Here is a 17,216-nt window from a genome sequence, read left to right on the forward strand (position 1 = left end):
TTTGCCATTATATTTTTTATACTATTATGCAATTTATTATATTATCTTATTTGTGTCAAGTTGTCAATTATTTCTTTTCAGATTTCTTTTCAGATTTCAAAATGTAATAGCCCTTTTCTTTGTTCAGAATCGTGCAGTTTCCGAATATGCCTTCAATAAAACGGCAGGCACTGAGAGCCCCATGGCTTTTACGAATCACTACCCATAATGCCCCATTTTTATCCAAATGATCATAAGCTTCTTCAAATATTTTATAAATCACTTTTTTTCCGGCACGAATGGGCGGATTGGTAATAATATCGGTATAATTGAAACAGTTCACATTAGAATAGATATCACTTTCAAAAATATGCACATCACATTTATTTTTCTTTGCATTGATCTGTGCCAGCTCAACAGCTCGCGGATTGATTTCAACCATATCAACAGTGCTTTCAGGAAAGCATTTTTTTAAGGTGATACCAATAACGCCATATCCACAACCAACATCCAGTATTCGCTTGCCAAGCTGATATTCGCTCAGTGTCTTCAATAAAGCGATAGATCCTTCATCGATCTTATCTTTACAGAATACCCCATTATCGGATACGAATACAAAATTAAAGCACGAAAACCGAAAAGATATCTCCTTTCGGTTTTGTGCTAATTGACGATTATCTGTAAAGTAATGACTCATAATATCGCCTACCTTTTCAGACATAAAAAGGCTTGCGCCTTTTTAATTGTTATTCGATCTGTTTAAAAACTATTTAATTTCAACAGTTGCACCGGCATCAACCAGTTTCTTCTTGATTTCTTCAGCTTCTTCTGGTTTGATGTTTTCTTTGATAGCACTTGGACACTTGTCAACAAGACCTTTAGCTTCAACCAATCCAAGACCAGTGATTTCACGAACAGCCTTGATAACAGCAACCTTAGTAGCTCCAACATCCGTTAATGTTACAGTTACTTCACTTGGTCCTGTAGGAGCAGCATCAGCAACAGCAGCAACAGCTACAGGTGCAGCAGCAGTAACTCCAAATTCTTCTTCGATTGCTTTAACCAAATCATTTAATTCTAAAATTGTCATTTCTTTTAAAGAAGCAATTACTTCTTCGTTTGTTAATTTAGCCATTTTTCTTTTCCTCCTATTTTTTATTCACTTTTTGCATCAGCAACAGCTTCCACAACACAAGCAAAGTTACGTACAGGTGCCTGCAGACAGCTTAATAACATTGAGTACATACCTTCGCGATTTGGAAGCTGAGAAATTGATTTCAATGTTTCGAAATCAACCAATTTTCCTTCTACAGTACCAGCTTTCATTACTAAGAATTCGTGATCCTTCGCAAACTTGCTTAAAACACGAGCTGGTGCTGTTGCGTCCTTACCAAATACAAGTGCATTTGGTCCAGTAAGACTTTCACACAATCCCTCATATCCTGCTTCAGTAGCAGCACGCTGAGAAAGCTTATTCTTATAAACCTTCATTTCAACGTCTTCTTCTCTTAAAGCACGGCGTAGATCAGTGATTTCCTTCACGGACAATCCACGATATTCAACAACTACTGTTGATTCTGAAGTTTTCAGTTTTTCTGTGATTTCAGAAACGACAGCCTTCTTTGATTCGATGACCGCTTGGTTCATAATTACACCTCCTGTTTCTATATTGATCCAATATATATCCATAAAAAACTCACGCAGTGACAGCGTGAGTTGAAAGATTACGAAAATTACTCTTTCTACCTCGGCAACCTGATTAAGCCTGAGCCGTTGCTGTCTTTGGTATATATTGAGAACAATCCAATTTTAAACAAATTCTATTTATTTGTCAAGACTAAGCGCCAACTTTGACACCTGGACCCATCGTTGATGAGATCGTACAGTTCTTAACAAATGCACCCTTTACAGCTGCCGGGCGAGCACGCAGAATCGTATCATTGATCGCTTTGAAGTTTTCAACCAGTTTTTCTTCATCGAAAGATACTTTTCCGATCAGCAAGTTGATGTTACCTTCTTTATCAACACGATATTCTACTTTACCTTTTTTGATGTCTTCTACTGCTTTTTTAACATCCATCGTTACTGTACCAGTCTTAGGGTTTGGCATTAAACCTTTAGGACCTAAAAGACGTCCTAGTTTACCAAGTTCACCCATCATTGATGGAATAGCAACCAATACATCAAATTCGAACCATCCCTTAGAGATCTGTTCGATCAATTCCTTACCACCTACATAATCAGCACCAGCATCCTTAGCTTCCTGTTCTTGTGGTCCATTTGCAATTACACAAACACGCTGTGTACGTCCTGTTCCATTTGGCAGTACCATAGCACCACGGATCTGCTGATCAGCATGACGAGGATCTACATTTAAGTTGTAAGATACTTCTACTGAAGCATCGAATTTTTCAAAGCTTACTTTTTTTACTAAAGCCACTGCTTCTTCAATCGTATAAGTCTTGCTGCGGTCAACTAATTTAGCAGCTTCTGAATATTTCTTTCCTACTTTTGCCATTTTACTTTACCGAGCCTTTCTTATTCCATACCTTCTACTTTAACACCCATATTACGAGCAGTACCAGCAATGATTCTCATTGCAGCCTCGATTGAATTGGCGTTTAAGTCCGGCATCTTGTATTCAGCAATTTCTCTTACCTGGTCAGCTGTGATCGTACCTACGATCTGCTTCTGGTTTGATGCAGCTTTGCTGATCTTAGCAGCCTTCTTGATCAAGATGGCAGCTGGTGTTGTTTTCAACACAAAATCAAAACTCTTGTCTTCGTACGCAGTAATGATTACTGGCACCATATCTCCCGCACGGTCTCTAGTAGCATCATTAAATGCACTACAGAACTGAGGCATATTGATTCCGGCACTTGCTAAAGCCGGTCCTGGTTTAGCCCCTCCTGCTGGGAATTGCAACTTCGCAACTTTTACAATTTTCTTTTTACTCACAAGACACACCTCCTATATTTGTTGTCTTATGCAGTGGTACGAATGGTTGCGCATTCTTCCACGCATTACAAAAGAGCACATACGTGCTCCATTACTTTACACCATAAAAGCCTTTAAATCAAGTGTTTTTTTCACTTTTTGAATTCTTGTCGAACAAAACCATTACTTTCCAATAAACTTACTACATCATCATAACTATTTTCGTCAATATAGATTCGCTCATGTTTAGCTGATTCACCTTTTAATGTAATATCTACGATATATGGATGATAGATATGAGGTTCACTATATAACTGTACAACAATTTCACCTTTTTCATAATATCCACGGTCATGAATACACATTTCCTGTCCTGTATAATCATCATCACTTAAACCATTATCATATTTTTTGATTTCCAAAAGAAGTGTTTCGTATTCACCGGCATCACTCAAATAAGCCTGTTCTGCCTGATAATCATCTACCACTTTGTTTACTGGCGTTTTACGATAATTGATATACCCTATTACAGAGGTATCCTTTGTCTTACCCGCACAACCTGCAAGCATCAAAATAGTAAGCATTACAATTCCTGTTTTTCTCATTTATATCCCTTCCTTCATTTGTATCTTCATTATAGATCTTCCTTTTTCTAAAAACAATAAAAAAAAGGAATTCTTTTTAGAATTCCAGTTTCTCTAAATCTGAATAGCTGATATCTGTCGGAATTTCTCTTCCGAATAGGATCAGCAGCACCTTTGCAGTCTGATTTTCATCATCCAATGACTCAACCGTTCCTTCACTGCCATTGAATGATCCTGATAAGATCTTAACACGATCACCCACTTTGAAATCAACCTGAATACGTTTTTCTTTGATTCCTAAACGGCGTAGGATCGCTTCAATTTCAGCTTCTGCTACCGGGAAAGGCTTCGCACCTCCACCACTTGATCCGATAAATCCAGTAACACCCGGCGTATTACGCACAACATACCAGGCTTCATCTGTCATGATCATTTCCACAAATAAATACCCTGGGAAAAGATTATATGTTTTTTCAACTTCTTTTCCGTTCTTGTATTCAATTTCAGTTTCTTCCGCAACTACGATCTGGAACAAAGCATCTTGCAGTCCCATTGTATCAATACGCCTTTCAAGATTTTCTTTTACTTTATTTTCATGTCCAGCGTAAGTGTTGACAACATACCATTGTTTCTTTTCTTCTGCCATCGCACTCACCTAAATTCCCATAGTTCTAAAAAACCAAGCAGCAATAAAATCATATAAAATAAAGAATGCCGCAAAAGTTCCTGAAAATAAAATAACTGTAAATGAAGAACGTGCTAATTCACCAGCTTTAGGCCAGTGTACTTTTTTCATTTCTTCAATAATTCCTTTTATACTGAACCATCTCATAAGTACCCTCCTATTTTGTTTCCTTATGAATTGTATGACAATTACATTTCGGACAAAATTTTTTCAATTCCATACGTTGCGTATGCGTATTTTTATTTTTATAAGTCGTATAGTTACGGGATAAACACTGTGTACAAGTCAAAATAATTTTTTCTTGCATACTCTCACCTCGCTAACTGCTTATTTACTTTATCACAATACCTTTTTTTAGTCAATGTAACTCAACAAAAGTTTTCGCATCTTCTTACATACATAGCTTACTCTTTTGTTATTGATTGACAAAATACGGCTAATTTCACTTTGATTATATCCTTCTAATTTTAATCGTGCGATTATGAATTCATCATCCCTTAATTCACTTCTCAAATAAGTAAAAAGATTTTTTTCATGATACCATTTGGTAATCGTTTCACCTTCAAAATCCTGATTTACATTTGGAATGGCATCTACGTAATATAGCCCCTCTTCTTCTTTCACTTTATCATCCAGTCGAAAAGCTTTAGACATATTCGTGTTTGTCTGGCTGCGACGTGATCGAATATATTTTCTTATCCCCATCTCTATGCATTTCTGCACAAAAACAGAAAACGAGCATCTTCCATCATCACAATACCGATAAATAGCCTGATAGAAATCAAGCGTTGCCAGATGTCGCATTTCATCAAATTCATCACTGGTATCACAAACATATCCATATTTTTCAATTGTCTTTTTGACTGTAAAATAGATCGTTTTCTCGTATTTCTCCATCAGCATCTTTAACGCTTCATCATCACTCTGATAGATATAGTAAAGTAATTCATAATCGTTCATAAACCCTCCCGAGTTCGTCAGCTAACGGGGATGGCGTTTTGAATAAATTTCATAAAGAAGGATACCGCAGGCAACGGAAGCATTCAGCGATGTTACTGACCCCACCATTGGCAGTGCTACCATATAATCGCAATTCTTTTTGACTAAAGATGAAATACCAAAGCCTTCACTTCCAATCACCAGCAAAAGCGGTACATCACATTGCATGTCACGATAATCGATTGCCTTTTCCATATCCGCTCCTACGACCCAGAAACCTTTTTCTTTTAATGTCTGAATTGAACGTGCTAGGTTGGTCACACTTGCCACCTTGACGGTATCGATCGCACCTGTCGAAGTTTTCGCAACTGTTGCATTTAGCTGCACGCTGCGATTTTTTCCGATGATAACACCATCAGCACCAATACAGTCACAAGTTCTAAGAATAGCTCCTAGATTCTGTGGATCTTCTAACCCATCCAGCATCACTAAAAGTGGCTGCTTTGACTCAGGAATTGCTGTAAGCAATTCTTCCAGCGTATACGTTTTATACTCATCAACACTTGCGGCAATACCTTGATGATAAGTCGTTTTTAATAACTGATCCATTTTCTTTCTAGATAATTTCCTAATTAAAACCTGTTTCTTTAAAGCCAGTGTTTCCAGTTCTCTATCTTTAAAGTCCTCTACCAAAAGAATTTCATAGATTTTTTTATCGCCCTTCAATAGCTGACGAACGACATTTTTGCCATACATATATTGTGCCATATTATTGCTCTCCCTGCTCAATAACTTCGTTCCACAGTTTTTCAAGTTTTCCACACTGCCCGCTCAAATAATAATAACCGATGATTGCTTCAAAACCAGTTGCCATACGATAGGTAATCACATCCGCATTTTTCGCAATCGTCTTGGTCTGAGCATTCCTGCCACGTTTGATAATTTCCATTTCTTCCTCATCGAAGAAATGTTTCTCTATCAAAGCACTCAGATAATTTGCCTGTGCTTTTGCGCTGACATAATGAGACGTCATTTTTTGAAGATCATTGGGTTTCTGATAACCTGCTCTGACAAGCCTTTCTCTGACCCAAAGGGTCATGACCGCATCGCCAATAAAAGCTAATGTCGTACCATTATAAGGGATAATTTCCATTATAGAACTCCCTTTTCCATCAGTTTCTGACGATAACTATCTGCCTTTTCAAAATCCTTTACAGCTTTTGCATCATTCCACTTCTGATACAATTCAAAACTTTCTTCATCCAATATCGTACGATCAATATGAATCCCCAATACATGCATCATGCCCTCAAGTGCCGCCACTAGTTTTGACACTGTATCATAATCAATTTCACGAACACGAAGTGCACCATTCAGCTGTTTCACAGTTTCAAAAACGACACTGAATGCATTTGGTGTATTTAAGTCATCACTCATTTCTTCAAGGAAAGAATTCCACAATTTATCATGTTTTTCTGTTCCAAACTCTTTGTGAGCCAGCTGCATTTTTACACAAGCCTGCTTATAAGAATTCATAATTTTATTTAATTCACTGCGAGCATTATTTACAACCTCATCATTAAAATTCAAAGGTGCACGGTAATGAGCCGATAAGAATGCCCATCTTAAAACATTGCCACCAATTTCATTGACCATATCTTTGATCAAAAGAGTATTGCCTAAAGATTTAGACATTTTTACACCATCTAAATTCAACATTCCATTATGAAGCCAGTAATTTGCGATATGCGTGTGATAGCAAGCTTCACTTTGGGCAATTTCATTTTCATGATGAGGAAATTTTAGATCCATACCACCACCATGAATATCAATACGATGGCTTTTAAATTCCTTATTGATCATGACAACACATTCGGTATGCCAGCCCGGACGTCCTTTCGACCACGGCGAATCCCAATTGATACCCTCATCGGTCTTTTTCCATAACGTAAAATCCAATGGATTTTCTTTTAATGAATTTTCATCAATTCTAGCACCCACCATCAAGTCATCAATTTTCTGCTTGCTTAAAGCACCGTATTGTTCAACCGCATTTACTCTAAAATAAACATCACCTTCAACAACATAAGCTGCTTTCTTATCCACAAGATCTGCGATAAAAGCAATAATTTCATCCATCGTTTCTGTTACTTTAGGTGTAATGTCCGGTATATCAGCATTTAAACTGCGACGATCCTCATTATATCCATCGATGTATTTTTTTGTTAATTCAGCTTCAGTAATACCTTCTTCTTTTGCCTTTTTAATGATCTTATCATCCACATCTGTAAAATTAGATACATAAGTAACATCATATCCCAATGCTTCAAAAGTTTTCTTTAATGTATCATAAACGATAATCGGACGGCCATTCCCAATATGCGGACGATTATACACTGTAGGTCCACACACATACATACTAACCTTTCCCTCTTCAATTGGTACAAACTCTTCCATTTTATTTGTGTAGCTGTTAAATAATTTCATTTTTTCCCTCCTAATAAAAAAAGCATCTCTTAAAGACGCTTGATCACGCGGTTCCACTTTAATTGAATATATCCACTCATTTATGTTAACGCCATCCACGTACTCAGTTAAAGTCCCTAGAAGGTGCATTTCATCCACTCCTAACAGCTTTTTCCACCCTTCAAGCCTCTCTGAAGTTATTCTATGGATGCTCTTTCCTCCATCATCGGTTTTCCCATTCTTTATACCACAACTTGTATGAAATGTAAACAGATTTTATATGCAGAGCACTGTATTTCCAAATTTTATAAAATCCTTTTTTATGACGTTAACGTTATTATATATGATATATGAACATCTATTATAAGTATATTAAAAAACCGGGTTGCCCCGGTTTTATCTCTTATCTTAAATTAAGCTAATTCAGAGAAGTATTTGATTGTTCTAACCATCTGGCTAGTGTATGAATTTTCGTTGTCATACCAAGAAACAACCTGAACCTGAGTAGTTCCGTTATCCATAGGTTTAACCATTGTCTGAGTAGCATCAAATAATGAACCGTAAGTGATACCGATGATATCGCTTGATACTAACTGTTCTTCAGTATAACCGAAAGATTCGTTGCTTGCAGCCTTCATAGCAGCATTTACTTCGTCAACTGTTACATTTCCTTCAACAACAGCAACTAAGATCGTAGTTGAACCTGTAGGAACAGGAACACGCTGAGCAGAACCGATCAGCTTACCATTTAATTCAGGAATAACTAAACCGATTGCCTTAGCAGCACCTGTAGAGTTAGGAACGATGTTTACAGCAGCAGCTCTTGAACGTCTTAAATCACCTTTTCTCTGAGGTCCATCAAGAGTCATCTGGTCACCTGTATAAGCATGAACAGTTGTCATGATACCTGACTGGATAGGAGCTAAGTCATTTAATGCTTTAGCCATAGGAGCTAAGCAGTTAGTTGTACAAGATGCAGCTGAAATAACTGTATCTTCTGCTGTTAATACGTTGTGGTTAACGTTGTAAACAACTGTTGGAAGATCGTTTCCTGCTGGAGCAGAAATAACAACCTTACGAGCACCTGCTTTGATATGAGCAGAAGCTTTTTCCTTAGAAGTATAGAAACCTGTACATTCCAATACAACATCTACACCTAATTTACCCCAAGGAAGGTTAGCAGCGTCAGCTTCTTTGTAGATTTCGATTTCTTTACCATCTACAGTGATTGAAGATTCACCAGCAGTAACTTTGTCAGCTAATGCATATCTTCCCTGAGCTGAATCGTATTTTAATAAGTGAGCAAGCATTTTAGGGCTTGTTAAGTCGTTGATAGCAACAACTTCATAACCTTCTGCACCAAACATCTGTCTGAATGCAAGACGTCCAATACGTCCAAAACCATTAATTGCAACTTTAACTGTCATTTTTTTAAAGTCCTCCTTCTAAACAATCATATTATACAATTTTTAATAGAAAAGTCAATTGAGAAATCTTTCACTTATCCACTTTTTCATGCATCATCATGAACGAAAAGCGAATATAAGCGCATACATTCACCAAAGGATGTACAAACCAATGATTTCCTTATATTTTTCTCAATATTTTTCATTCATGAAACGTGGTTTTTTTGTCAATGCATAAGCTTCCTTGCTCGTTTTGACACGGGCGTTATAAAGTTTATTGAAAAGCGGAAAATTGTTACAGCGAACCATCACTTCAACCCTTTTTCGAGGGATCGCCAGAGGAAAAAGCCGTTCGATATGTTCAGCCTCGCTTAGCTCTAAAATGATCAGATCATTAGTACCTAGAGCCGCCTTACATAAACGCAAAAAGGCATTGCTTCCTAAATAGATGATCTCTTTTGCTTTTACCTGTTTCTTTTCTGTTGAAAAACGGATATAACCCATTGGTTTAGCACGATGGCGAACCATCAGAATCCTTTCATTCATGCTTTTTGCTTCCTGTATCATCAGCTCAAAATCATGAAGCGAACGCACTTTATAACCATCAAAATGCTTCATGAATGCCTCATAAACCTCTTTCATTTCCAAAGCTGAGGCATCTTCAAACACATCATTTTGACTTACATTTTCAAAATGACGTTCATTCAATTCATAATAGCGATGCAGCGTACCTTCCTGAAAACCATAATTTTCCCAAAACTTATAAGAAGTAGCTTCCACAAATGTAAACAGAGCCTTCTTTTCACATTCATCGATTACATTCTTTAAACATTCATCAAGCGAAGATGTCTTGCGATAATCAGGATGCACTGCAATATGCGACAAAAAAACACTCTTCAAAAGACGGTTGTGAAACATGATATTCATATCATGCATAAAAACACTTGCAACAAGTTTCTCATCTTTTTCACATAAAATTACTTTCCCCTCATTCATACCATAATTAAAAAAGCAGTTGATCATTTCACTATTTTTGATAGAAAAACTGCTTTGCCATAAATTATAAATAGCACTCTTATCTTTTTCACTCGCTTCTTTAATCATGATCGTTCACCTATTTTTCTACTGTTTCTTTATATTCAACATCAATGACGTCACTTTTGATATTTCCTCTTGTCTGATAGTTTCTAGACTCATATTCATCTTCATAACCTCTAGAAGAATAATAGCTTGTATAACTATCCTGACGTTTTTTTCTTCTAAAATAATTTATGACCATCAAAACTACAACAACCGGAAGAATGATAGGAAGCAAATTTATAAAAAATGCGATTACCGCTAAAATAATAATACCATATATAAAAATCGTAATATAATTTTTCATTTTCATCACCTGCATCAATTATACATGAAACTTTGAAAATTGTATATTACATTTTTGACACAAAGACTATAGCTTTATCGCTAAAAAAGCGCATAAAATACATAATAAGAACAGTCCTGAAATGACCCATATAGAAGGATTTTCTCTTTTTATTTTTTCACTTTGTGCAACAACGATGACCTCCTCCTTTTGAAGCTTATGTAAGTAGCCTTCAAATTCGATATTGACTCTTGCTAATCCTTCATCAATCAGTTTTGATTGTAGTAGAACTTCATCGGTATATATGTAATATGCATTCTCTGCCATTATCTCTTCTTCCAGCTGGATCACTTCTGCTTTTTCTAAGTATTCGCATGCTTTCTGACGCCCTTCTTCTTCATAAAAAAGAACATTAAAAAAATCAGTCTGTATTTGTACTTCTTCATTCATAAATAGAAGCTGTGTTTCATCACAGCGTACAAGACTAACGCTGCTCCATAATAAAAGACTCACCCACATAAGATCACCTTAGTTATTTTGAGTCTTTTTTTATTTTTAATTCTCTTGTTTTCGATATGTCGCAGCAATCTCAGCCATTTTATTCAAACGATGCCGCATTCCCGACTTAGATATCGTTTCTAAATATTCTTGTTCATAATATTCACAAAGCTCATTTAAGCTGGCTTCCGGATGTTTTTTTCGAAGCAGTGCTACTTGCTTGATCTTGAATGGCAAAAATTCCAATGCACCATAATTTTCTAAATATTCAATATCTTCACATTGTTTCTTGCCCGCTGCTAATGATTTCATTTCATTGGCAAAATCACAATTATCCAAACGTGTCAATGAATTCATAAAATCACGCTGGATACGTACATCTTCAAATTCAAAGACGGAAGATGTTGCCTCGATACATTTCAGAAAATCAGCGATCTTTTCACTTGATTTTAAATATACAACTTTCTGGTTTCGACGAGCAATAATTTTTGCCGGAAGATAAAAACGCTCCATCAGTTTTTGAATAAACTTAGCCAGTTTTTCATCACTCGTGGCAATCTCTAAATGATAGTTAGTCTTATTCGGTGAATTTACACTTCCTCCTGCCAGAAAAGCTCCTGCTAGAAAAGCCCTTGCACAACAGTCTTTACTGACCATCTTGGCTGTCGGATGGCTTCTAAGACCATTTTTATCCATGATTTCAAGATCATTTAAGATCATTTGCGTATTATCAAAAATACGCAAAACATAAATGTTATTCTTCTTCAGATTCATTTTTTTCATAACAGAAAGCTCGCTATGGATCTGATAATGCTCCTTTAACAGCTTCAAGATTTTCTTAGCTGTAGGAGCACTCTCACTTTGAATCGTCAGATACATTCCTTGTGCATTTATATTCAGTGTCGAACACATTTTAATCAAAGCACTGCACTGAGCTTTAGCACAGCAATCCTTCAGCTCATTGGCAGCAACCTCGCTCTTTACCGAAGCCGTAAAAGACATCGAATCAACTCTCTTTCAACAATTTGATAACAAAGTCTCGAATCTTGACTGGATCATGACGGATAAAATCACCTTTCACATCCAAAAGATCCTCTAAAATAATATTATAGTCATGCTTATTCTGTTTGATTTTCACAGGATAAAATCCTTTATTTTCATATTTCTTCAATAAGCTGTCACTGGCATTATTAGGAGCTACGATCACATTTGGAACAATCCCTTTAAAAGTATGCTTCTCCAAAGCTTCTACATGATCTTCAACCGAATAATAATCTGTTTCACCCGGCTGACTCATTGCATTGCACATATAATACCTGGTAGCCTTTGATTTTTTTATCGCATCACAGATACCATCTATGATCAGACATGGAATAACGCTCGTATAAAGTGAGCCAATACCAATAAAAATCACATCCGCCTGAATGATCGCATCCATTGCTTCAGGATTCGCTTCTACTTTTTCATCATAAAAAATTTCCCGAATGCGATTATCAAAATTAGGAATATTGCTTTCACCACGTACTACCGTTCCATCACTCATTCTCGCAAATAACGTAATGACCTGTGTTGTCGCAGGAAGAATCGTTCCCTTCACATTCAAAATCTTGCTGATCTCACTGATCGCATCCATGAAACTGCCTTCTTTTTCCGTCAAGGCTGTCAAGATCAAATTTCCTAGATTATGACCACCCACATCATCTTCACCTTCAAAACGATATTCCATCAGATGCGTAAAAAGCGTTTCTTCTTTCGCTAAGGCACACATGACATTACGGATATCTCCCATAGCCGGTATATGAAATTGCCTCCTTAGTCTTCCCGTACTGCCTCCATCATCAGCCACTGTCACAATCGTCGTAATATTGATATCCGCTACCTGTTTTAAACCTTTTAAGATGACAGACTGTCCGCTGCCGCCACCAATTACTACTACATTTTTCATAATTTATTCCTTTATTTCCCGATGCGACTTATAACAGTTCCACTTTTTAGAATAGTGTTCATATAAATAATTCGTAATCGTCACTGAACGATGCTGTCCGCCCGTACAGCCAATTCCTACAGTTAAATGATTCTTACCTTCTTTTTCATATTCTGGAAGCACATAATCTAAAAATTCAACAATATGACGAATACACTCCTGAGTTGCATCATATTTCATCACATAACTATATACCGCTAAATCATTTCCAGTAAGATTTTTTAATTCTTCCACATAGAAGGGATTTGGCAAAAAACGCACATCAAATAATAAATCACTGTCCATTGGAATTCCATTTTTATAACCAAAGGAAACAAAAGAAATACTAAAAGACGGTTTTTCTCCTAATTTCAAATAATCTTCAATCTGATTTTTCAATTGTGCAACTGGCAGATAAGTCGTATCGATCCGATAAATACTAGCTCTTTCTTTAATAGCGTTAAAATACTCTCTCTCCGACTCAATTGCTTCTTCTAAGGTATTTGCCATATGATTCACCAGAAAAGGATGCTGACGGCGAGTAAATTTATAACGTTTTAAAAGCCTATCATTACTAGCATCTAAAAACAAGACCCTTACATTCATCCCAATATTTTCAAAATAAACTAAAAATTTAGTATAATCTAAAGCTGTTGTCGCAAGTGCTACATTATGATAACGGACATCACTTTTCCCTTTCAATAGTTTCCCAAGCTCATGAATCAGTTCAACAGGAAACTGGTCAATACAGTGATACCCCATATCTTCCAATATAGACATTGCAGTGGTTTTCCCTGCACCTGACATCCCTGTTATCAGTACAATATTAACATCTTCCATTGGCTCACCCTCTTTTCATATAGTTAGTTTAGCACATTTTAAGAAATGAGAAAAGAAGAACAGAAAAGTGCTACGAGTTACAAAATTTTAAGCAAAGAAAAAGTTATGATATTAAGTTTTATCCATATAATGCAATTGAATGTTATATATTACAGGATTACGCAAAGCTTTCTTTGAACGTCTCTAGGCAGGTTTTACCTGCCTTTTATTTTGTTTTCATCAGTCAGCATAAAGGTATTTTATGATGATTCAGGATATAATGAAGCTGAAAGATGAGGCTCTTATGAAAAAAACATTATATCGCCTTGAAATCTATTATAAGCAGCATGCTACTGAAAGTGAGCGTGAGTTTCTGCTTTTTATTCTCAATCATACTCGTGAAGCGATTGAAATGGATATTCACACATTGGCGAAACAAAACTATTGCAGTGCTTCAACGATCGTACGTGTATGCAAGAAAAACGGGTTTAAAGGATTCCGTGAATTAAAGCTGGCATTAATGAATGATTTACAATTTAATGAAGAATTGATGCAAAGCAAAATTGAAAACCTGACCAGTACTCAAAAAGTGATTCCTCTTGTACTCAATGAAAACATACGTTCGATACAAAATACCTATGCTCTTTTAGACATGAATGAACTAGAAATTATTATCCGTCTTTTAGTCAATACACCTTTTATCAGTTTATTTGGTATTGGTGCCAGTTTCTTGGTTGCTAAAGATTTCCAGCAGAAATTTGAACGTATCAGCAAGAAAACCTTTCTTTATGAAGATATTCATTTACAATTAGTTCATTCTACTAACTTTGAAAAGAAGGACCTAGGTATTATTTTTTCATATTCTGGATTGACAAAAGAAATGCTTGAGATTGCTCATAATATCAAAGAAAGAGGCGGTATTTTGATTGCGGTCACGAAATATGGTACCAGCAAACTGCTTTCTTTGAGTGATTATAATTTATATGTTCCTAACAGTGAAGCATCTTTGCGGATCAGTGCCAGTTCTAGCAGGATATCACAGCTTTGTATCGTAGATATTCTTTATCATACTTATCTAACTAAGGTACATGAACGTTCTATGGATAAAATCATATCTACTAATAAATTATTGGAAAAAACTGGAACTTAGCAGCTATTTCATGTCAATCGATGGTACTTTGTTTCAAACTTGTGGCACTTTATTGTAAATGTAAGCGTTTATGTTTATAGTGAAGGCAGGAGGTAAAGCTGATGATTGATTTATCTAAGATGGTGACTGAACAGGCAAATCCTAATACACAGAATCTTAGTTTCATGAGTATTCAGGAAGCTGTCAGGATCATGAACAAAGAAGACTACAATGCCGTAAGATGTATTGAAAGTCAATATGACATGATTGCGAAAGTAATTGCTCTGACTAGTAATGTTCTTGAAAATAAAGGACGCATCATTTATATGGGTGCCGGAACAAGCGGCCGTTTAGGTGTTTTGGATGCTGTCGAATGTCCTCCAACATTCAATGTCGATGCGAATACCGTTATTGGTTTGATTGCTGGTGGTGAAACAGCTTTTGTAAAGGCTGTTGAAGGGGCTGAGGATTCTAAAGAACTGGGTGAAGAAGAATTACGTAAAATTCAGTTATGTGCAGATGACATCGTAATTGGGATTGCTGCAAGTGGTCGCACACCTTATGTTATTGGAGGCTTAAAATATGCCCAAAGCATAAATGCGGCAACATGTGCAATCGTATGTAACCCGCATAGTGAAATTAAGAAAATCACTCCTTTAACGATTGAAATTGTACCAGGACCAGAAGTATTGACTGGTTCAACACGTTTAAAAGCAGCAACTGCTACTAAGATGGTGCTGAACATGATTTCAACGATCAGTATGATCCGTATTGGGAAAATTTATCAGAATTATATGGTAGATGTGAAAATGAGCAATGAGAAGCTGTTCTCACGTGGCACAAACATTGTTTGCAGCGTTACCTGCTGCACAAAAGAAACAGCGTTAAAAGCGCTGGAAGAAGCTAAAGGAAATGTCCGCCTTGCAATCGTTATGATTCTGCTTGACTGTGACTCTTTGCAGGCTAAAGAAGCCCTACTGAAAGTAAACGGACGTATTCAGGATTTAATTGACGAGGAGGAATAAATATGTCAAACATGGATCTTGCGAAAAGACTTGTGGAATTACTTGGCGGCAGAGAAAATGTCGTCAAAGCAACAAACTGTATGACTCGTTTAAGAGTTGTATGTAAAGATGCTTCAAAAGTAGATACTGAAGAAATAAAAAATACCGAAGGTGTTTTAGGACTTGTCATCGATCATGATAGTTATCAGATCGTATTAGGCCCTGGAAAAGCTAAAAAAATTACTGATATCTGTATTCAAGAGCTTCATCTTCCAAAAGAAAACACAGATTGGCAAGAAAATAAATCAGCCATGAAAGAATCTCAAAAAAACAACCGTCTTAAAGATGGTATGAAGCTGATTGCGGAAATCTTTATTCCATTGATACCAGCTGTTATTGCCGCTGGCTTATTTAATGGCTTTGCTTCCCTTATTGGTCAAATGATCAGTGATGGCATGCTCTCAGGTGATATTTTCAGAATGATTCAGCTGATTTTCTCACTGTTTGGTACTGCCTTCTTAGGGTACTTTGCTATTTTCACCGGAATTCGTTCTGCTGAAGTATTTGGGGCAACCCCAGCCCTTGGCGGTATGATTGGCGGTATGAGCATTGGTGCTGCTTTAGTAGATATTTCCATGATGTTAGGATTATATAACGAAGCCGTTCCTTTAGAATCTGTCTTAACAACAGGCAAAGGTGGAATTATTGGTGTTATTTTCGGTGTCTGGATCTTATCCATCGTTGAAAAAAATATTCGTAAAAGAGTTCCTGATGTTTTAGATCTTATTATCACACCATTTACAAGCCTTCTAATCGCTGGCATTATCTTTATCTTTGTTATCATGCCGTTAGCCGGTTTTGTCAGTGATGGCTTAGTTTCGATCTTAAGCATTATCATTAACTCAACCAATCCATTTATCCGCATCGTTAGTGGCTTTATCTTATCCGCCATCTTCCTGCCGATGGTGCTGCTTGGATTACATCATGGTTTGATTCCTATATATGCCGTACAGCTTGAAGCCATGGGCGGTGTATCTTTATTCCCAGTACTGGCAATGGCTGGTGCAGGTCAGGTTGGTGCAGCTATCGCTATCTATATAGTTGCGAAAAGAGTTGGCAACAAACGATTACAAGGGATCATTACCGGTGCCCTTCCAGCTGGTTTCTTAGGCGTTGGCGAACCATTGATTTACGGTGTTACATTTCCAATGTTTAAACCGTTTATTACTGCTGGTTTAGGAGCAGGTTTTGGCGGTGCCTATATCATGTTTACACAGGTACTCGCTAACGCATGGGGGCCTAGCGGTATGGTTGCTATACCATTGATGCAAGGTACTAGCGGTATGATGAATTACTTTATTGGACTTGTCATTTCTTATGTAGCCGGCTTTATTATCACAAAGATGGTTATCAAAGACAGTGACGTACAAAACGTTTAATATAA

Annotated in this window: 23 protein-coding genes and 1 other annotated feature; of the genes, 3 read left to right on the forward strand and 20 right to left on the reverse strand. The window is 36.7% G+C overall.

The genetic code is table 11. The features are described from left to right. Nucleotides 1-67: 67 nt before the first annotated feature. The 20 genes from BQ5367_RS01205 to rapZ form a co-directional block, all read right to left on the reverse strand. Nucleotides 68-676 carry a class I SAM-dependent methyltransferase gene (locus BQ5367_RS01205; RefSeq protein ID WP_071440772.1) on the reverse strand — a complete coding sequence of 203 codons (609 nt, stop codon included), beginning with the start codon at nucleotides 674-676 and terminating at the stop codon, nucleotides 68-70. 69 nt (nucleotides 677-745) lie between these two features. Beyond that, complete coding sequence (gene rplL / locus BQ5367_RS01210) at nucleotides 746-1,114, reverse strand: 50S ribosomal protein L7/L12 (protein WP_071440773.1); 369 nt, start codon at nucleotides 1,112-1,114, stop codon at nucleotides 746-748. A gap of 20 nt (nucleotides 1,115-1,134) precedes the next feature. Then, entirely contained in the window at nucleotides 1,135-1,626 is a 492-nt protein-coding gene (gene rplJ, locus BQ5367_RS01215) for a 50S ribosomal protein L10 (protein WP_071440774.1), read from the reverse strand. A 32-nt stretch (nucleotides 1,627-1,658) separates the two neighbouring features. Then, nucleotides 1,659-1,783 (reverse strand) — a sequence feature (ribosomal protein L10 leader region). Between the two features lie 33 nt (nucleotides 1,784-1,816). Next, nucleotides 1,817-2,497, reverse strand: coding sequence for a 50S ribosomal protein L1 (gene rplA, locus BQ5367_RS01220; RefSeq protein ID WP_071440775.1), 681 nt, complete (start codon nucleotides 2,495-2,497; stop codon nucleotides 1,817-1,819). Between the two features lie 20 nt (nucleotides 2,498-2,517). Continuing rightward, complete coding sequence (gene rplK / locus BQ5367_RS01225; protein ID WP_071440776.1) at nucleotides 2,518-2,937, reverse strand: 50S ribosomal protein L11; 420 nt, start codon at nucleotides 2,935-2,937, stop codon at nucleotides 2,518-2,520. A gap of 131 nt (nucleotides 2,938-3,068) precedes the next feature. Beyond that, on the reverse strand, nucleotides 3,069-3,521 hold the full coding sequence (locus BQ5367_RS01230; RefSeq protein WP_071440777.1) for a hypothetical protein: 453 nt from the start codon (nucleotides 3,519-3,521) through the stop codon (nucleotides 3,069-3,071). Between the two features lie 76 nt (nucleotides 3,522-3,597). Further along, on the reverse strand, nucleotides 3,598-4,146 hold the full coding sequence (nusG, locus tag BQ5367_RS01235) for a transcription termination/antitermination protein NusG (protein WP_071440778.1): 549 nt from the start codon (nucleotides 4,144-4,146) through the stop codon (nucleotides 3,598-3,600). Nucleotides 4,147-4,155: 9 nt separating this feature from the next. After that, nucleotides 4,156-4,332 (reverse strand): preprotein translocase subunit SecE, encoded by a 177-nt coding sequence (gene secE, locus BQ5367_RS01240; RefSeq protein WP_071440779.1) that lies wholly within the window; start codon nucleotides 4,330-4,332, stop codon nucleotides 4,156-4,158. 10 nt (nucleotides 4,333-4,342) lie between these two features. After that, nucleotides 4,343-4,492, reverse strand: a complete 150-nt coding sequence (rpmG, locus tag BQ5367_RS01245) for a 50S ribosomal protein L33 (protein ID WP_071440780.1) — start codon at nucleotides 4,490-4,492, stop codon at nucleotides 4,343-4,345. Between the two features lie 47 nt (nucleotides 4,493-4,539). Beyond that, the gene (locus tag BQ5367_RS01250) at nucleotides 4,540-5,145 is read right to left on the reverse strand and encodes a hypothetical protein (RefSeq protein ID WP_071440781.1); all 606 of its coding nucleotides are present in this window, start codon (nucleotides 5,143-5,145) and stop codon (nucleotides 4,540-4,542) included. A gap of 21 nt (nucleotides 5,146-5,166) precedes the next feature. Next, nucleotides 5,167-5,892 carry a 23S rRNA (guanosine(2251)-2'-O)-methyltransferase RlmB gene (gene rlmB / locus BQ5367_RS01255; RefSeq protein WP_071440782.1) on the reverse strand — a complete coding sequence of 242 codons (726 nt, stop codon included), beginning with the start codon at nucleotides 5,890-5,892 and terminating at the stop codon, nucleotides 5,167-5,169. Between the two features lies 1 nt (nucleotide 5,893). After that, nucleotides 5,894-6,277, reverse strand: coding sequence for a Mini-ribonuclease 3 (locus tag BQ5367_RS01260; RefSeq protein WP_071440783.1), 384 nt, complete (start codon nucleotides 6,275-6,277; stop codon nucleotides 5,894-5,896). Then, on the reverse strand, nucleotides 6,277-7,611 hold the full coding sequence (gene cysS, locus BQ5367_RS01265; protein WP_071440784.1) for a cysteine--tRNA ligase: 1,335 nt from the start codon (nucleotides 7,609-7,611) through the stop codon (nucleotides 6,277-6,279). The genes BQ5367_RS01260 and cysS overlap by 1 nt, the downstream gene beginning before the upstream one ends. 392 nt (nucleotides 7,612-8,003) lie before the next feature. Next, nucleotides 8,004-9,017: a type I glyceraldehyde-3-phosphate dehydrogenase gene (gap, locus tag BQ5367_RS01270; protein ID WP_071440785.1), complete on the reverse strand. Its 1,014-nt coding sequence runs from the start codon at nucleotides 9,015-9,017 to the stop codon at nucleotides 8,004-8,006. A 171-nt stretch (nucleotides 9,018-9,188) separates the two neighbouring features. Further along, a complete protein-coding gene (locus BQ5367_RS01275; RefSeq protein ID WP_071440786.1) occupies nucleotides 9,189-10,100 on the reverse strand; it encodes a GNAT family N-acetyltransferase in 912 nt (303 codons plus the stop codon). Nucleotides 10,101-10,110: 10 nt separating this feature from the next. After that, nucleotides 10,111-10,380 (reverse strand): hypothetical protein, encoded by a 270-nt coding sequence (locus tag BQ5367_RS01280; RefSeq protein WP_071440787.1) that lies wholly within the window; start codon nucleotides 10,378-10,380, stop codon nucleotides 10,111-10,113. Between the two features lie 66 nt (nucleotides 10,381-10,446). Then, nucleotides 10,447-10,878 carry a hypothetical protein gene (locus BQ5367_RS01285; protein WP_071440788.1) on the reverse strand — a complete coding sequence of 144 codons (432 nt, stop codon included), beginning with the start codon at nucleotides 10,876-10,878 and terminating at the stop codon, nucleotides 10,447-10,449. 36 nt (nucleotides 10,879-10,914) lie between these two features. Next, a complete protein-coding gene (whiA, locus tag BQ5367_RS01290) occupies nucleotides 10,915-11,859 on the reverse strand; it encodes a DNA-binding protein WhiA (protein WP_071440789.1) in 945 nt (314 codons plus the stop codon). Between the two features lie 4 nt (nucleotides 11,860-11,863). Beyond that, nucleotides 11,864-12,802, reverse strand: coding sequence for a gluconeogenesis factor YvcK family protein (locus BQ5367_RS01295; protein ID WP_071440790.1), 939 nt, complete (start codon nucleotides 12,800-12,802; stop codon nucleotides 11,864-11,866). A gap of 3 nt (nucleotides 12,803-12,805) precedes the next feature. Continuing rightward, on the reverse strand, nucleotides 12,806-13,660 hold the full coding sequence (gene rapZ, locus BQ5367_RS01300; RefSeq protein ID WP_071440791.1) for an RNase adapter RapZ: 855 nt from the start codon (nucleotides 13,658-13,660) through the stop codon (nucleotides 12,806-12,808). Between the two features lie 283 nt (nucleotides 13,661-13,943). Here rapZ and BQ5367_RS01305 point away from each other — a divergent pair, with 283 nt between their 5' ends. The 3 genes from BQ5367_RS01305 to BQ5367_RS01315 all read left to right on the forward strand — a co-directional run bounded on the left by BQ5367_RS01305 (nucleotide 13,944) and on the right by BQ5367_RS01315 (nucleotide 17,211). Beyond that, nucleotides 13,944-14,789, forward strand: a complete 846-nt coding sequence (locus tag BQ5367_RS01305; RefSeq protein ID WP_161940459.1) for a MurR/RpiR family transcriptional regulator — start codon at nucleotides 13,944-13,946, stop codon at nucleotides 14,787-14,789. A 101-nt stretch (nucleotides 14,790-14,890) separates the two neighbouring features. Then, a complete protein-coding gene (murQ, locus tag BQ5367_RS01310) occupies nucleotides 14,891-15,793 on the forward strand; it encodes an N-acetylmuramic acid 6-phosphate etherase (RefSeq protein ID WP_071440793.1) in 903 nt (300 codons plus the stop codon). Nucleotides 15,794-15,795: 2 nt separating this feature from the next. After that, the gene (locus BQ5367_RS01315; RefSeq protein WP_071440794.1) at nucleotides 15,796-17,211 is read left to right on the forward strand and encodes a PTS transporter subunit EIIC; all 1,416 of its coding nucleotides are present in this window, start codon (nucleotides 15,796-15,798) and stop codon (nucleotides 17,209-17,211) included. The last annotated feature ends 5 nt before the right edge of the window (nucleotides 17,212-17,216 follow it).

It is taken from the genome of Traorella massiliensis (assembly GCF_900104665.1).
Lineage (GTDB): Bacteria > Bacillota_I > Bacilli_A > Erysipelotrichales > Erysipelotrichaceae > Traorella > Traorella massiliensis.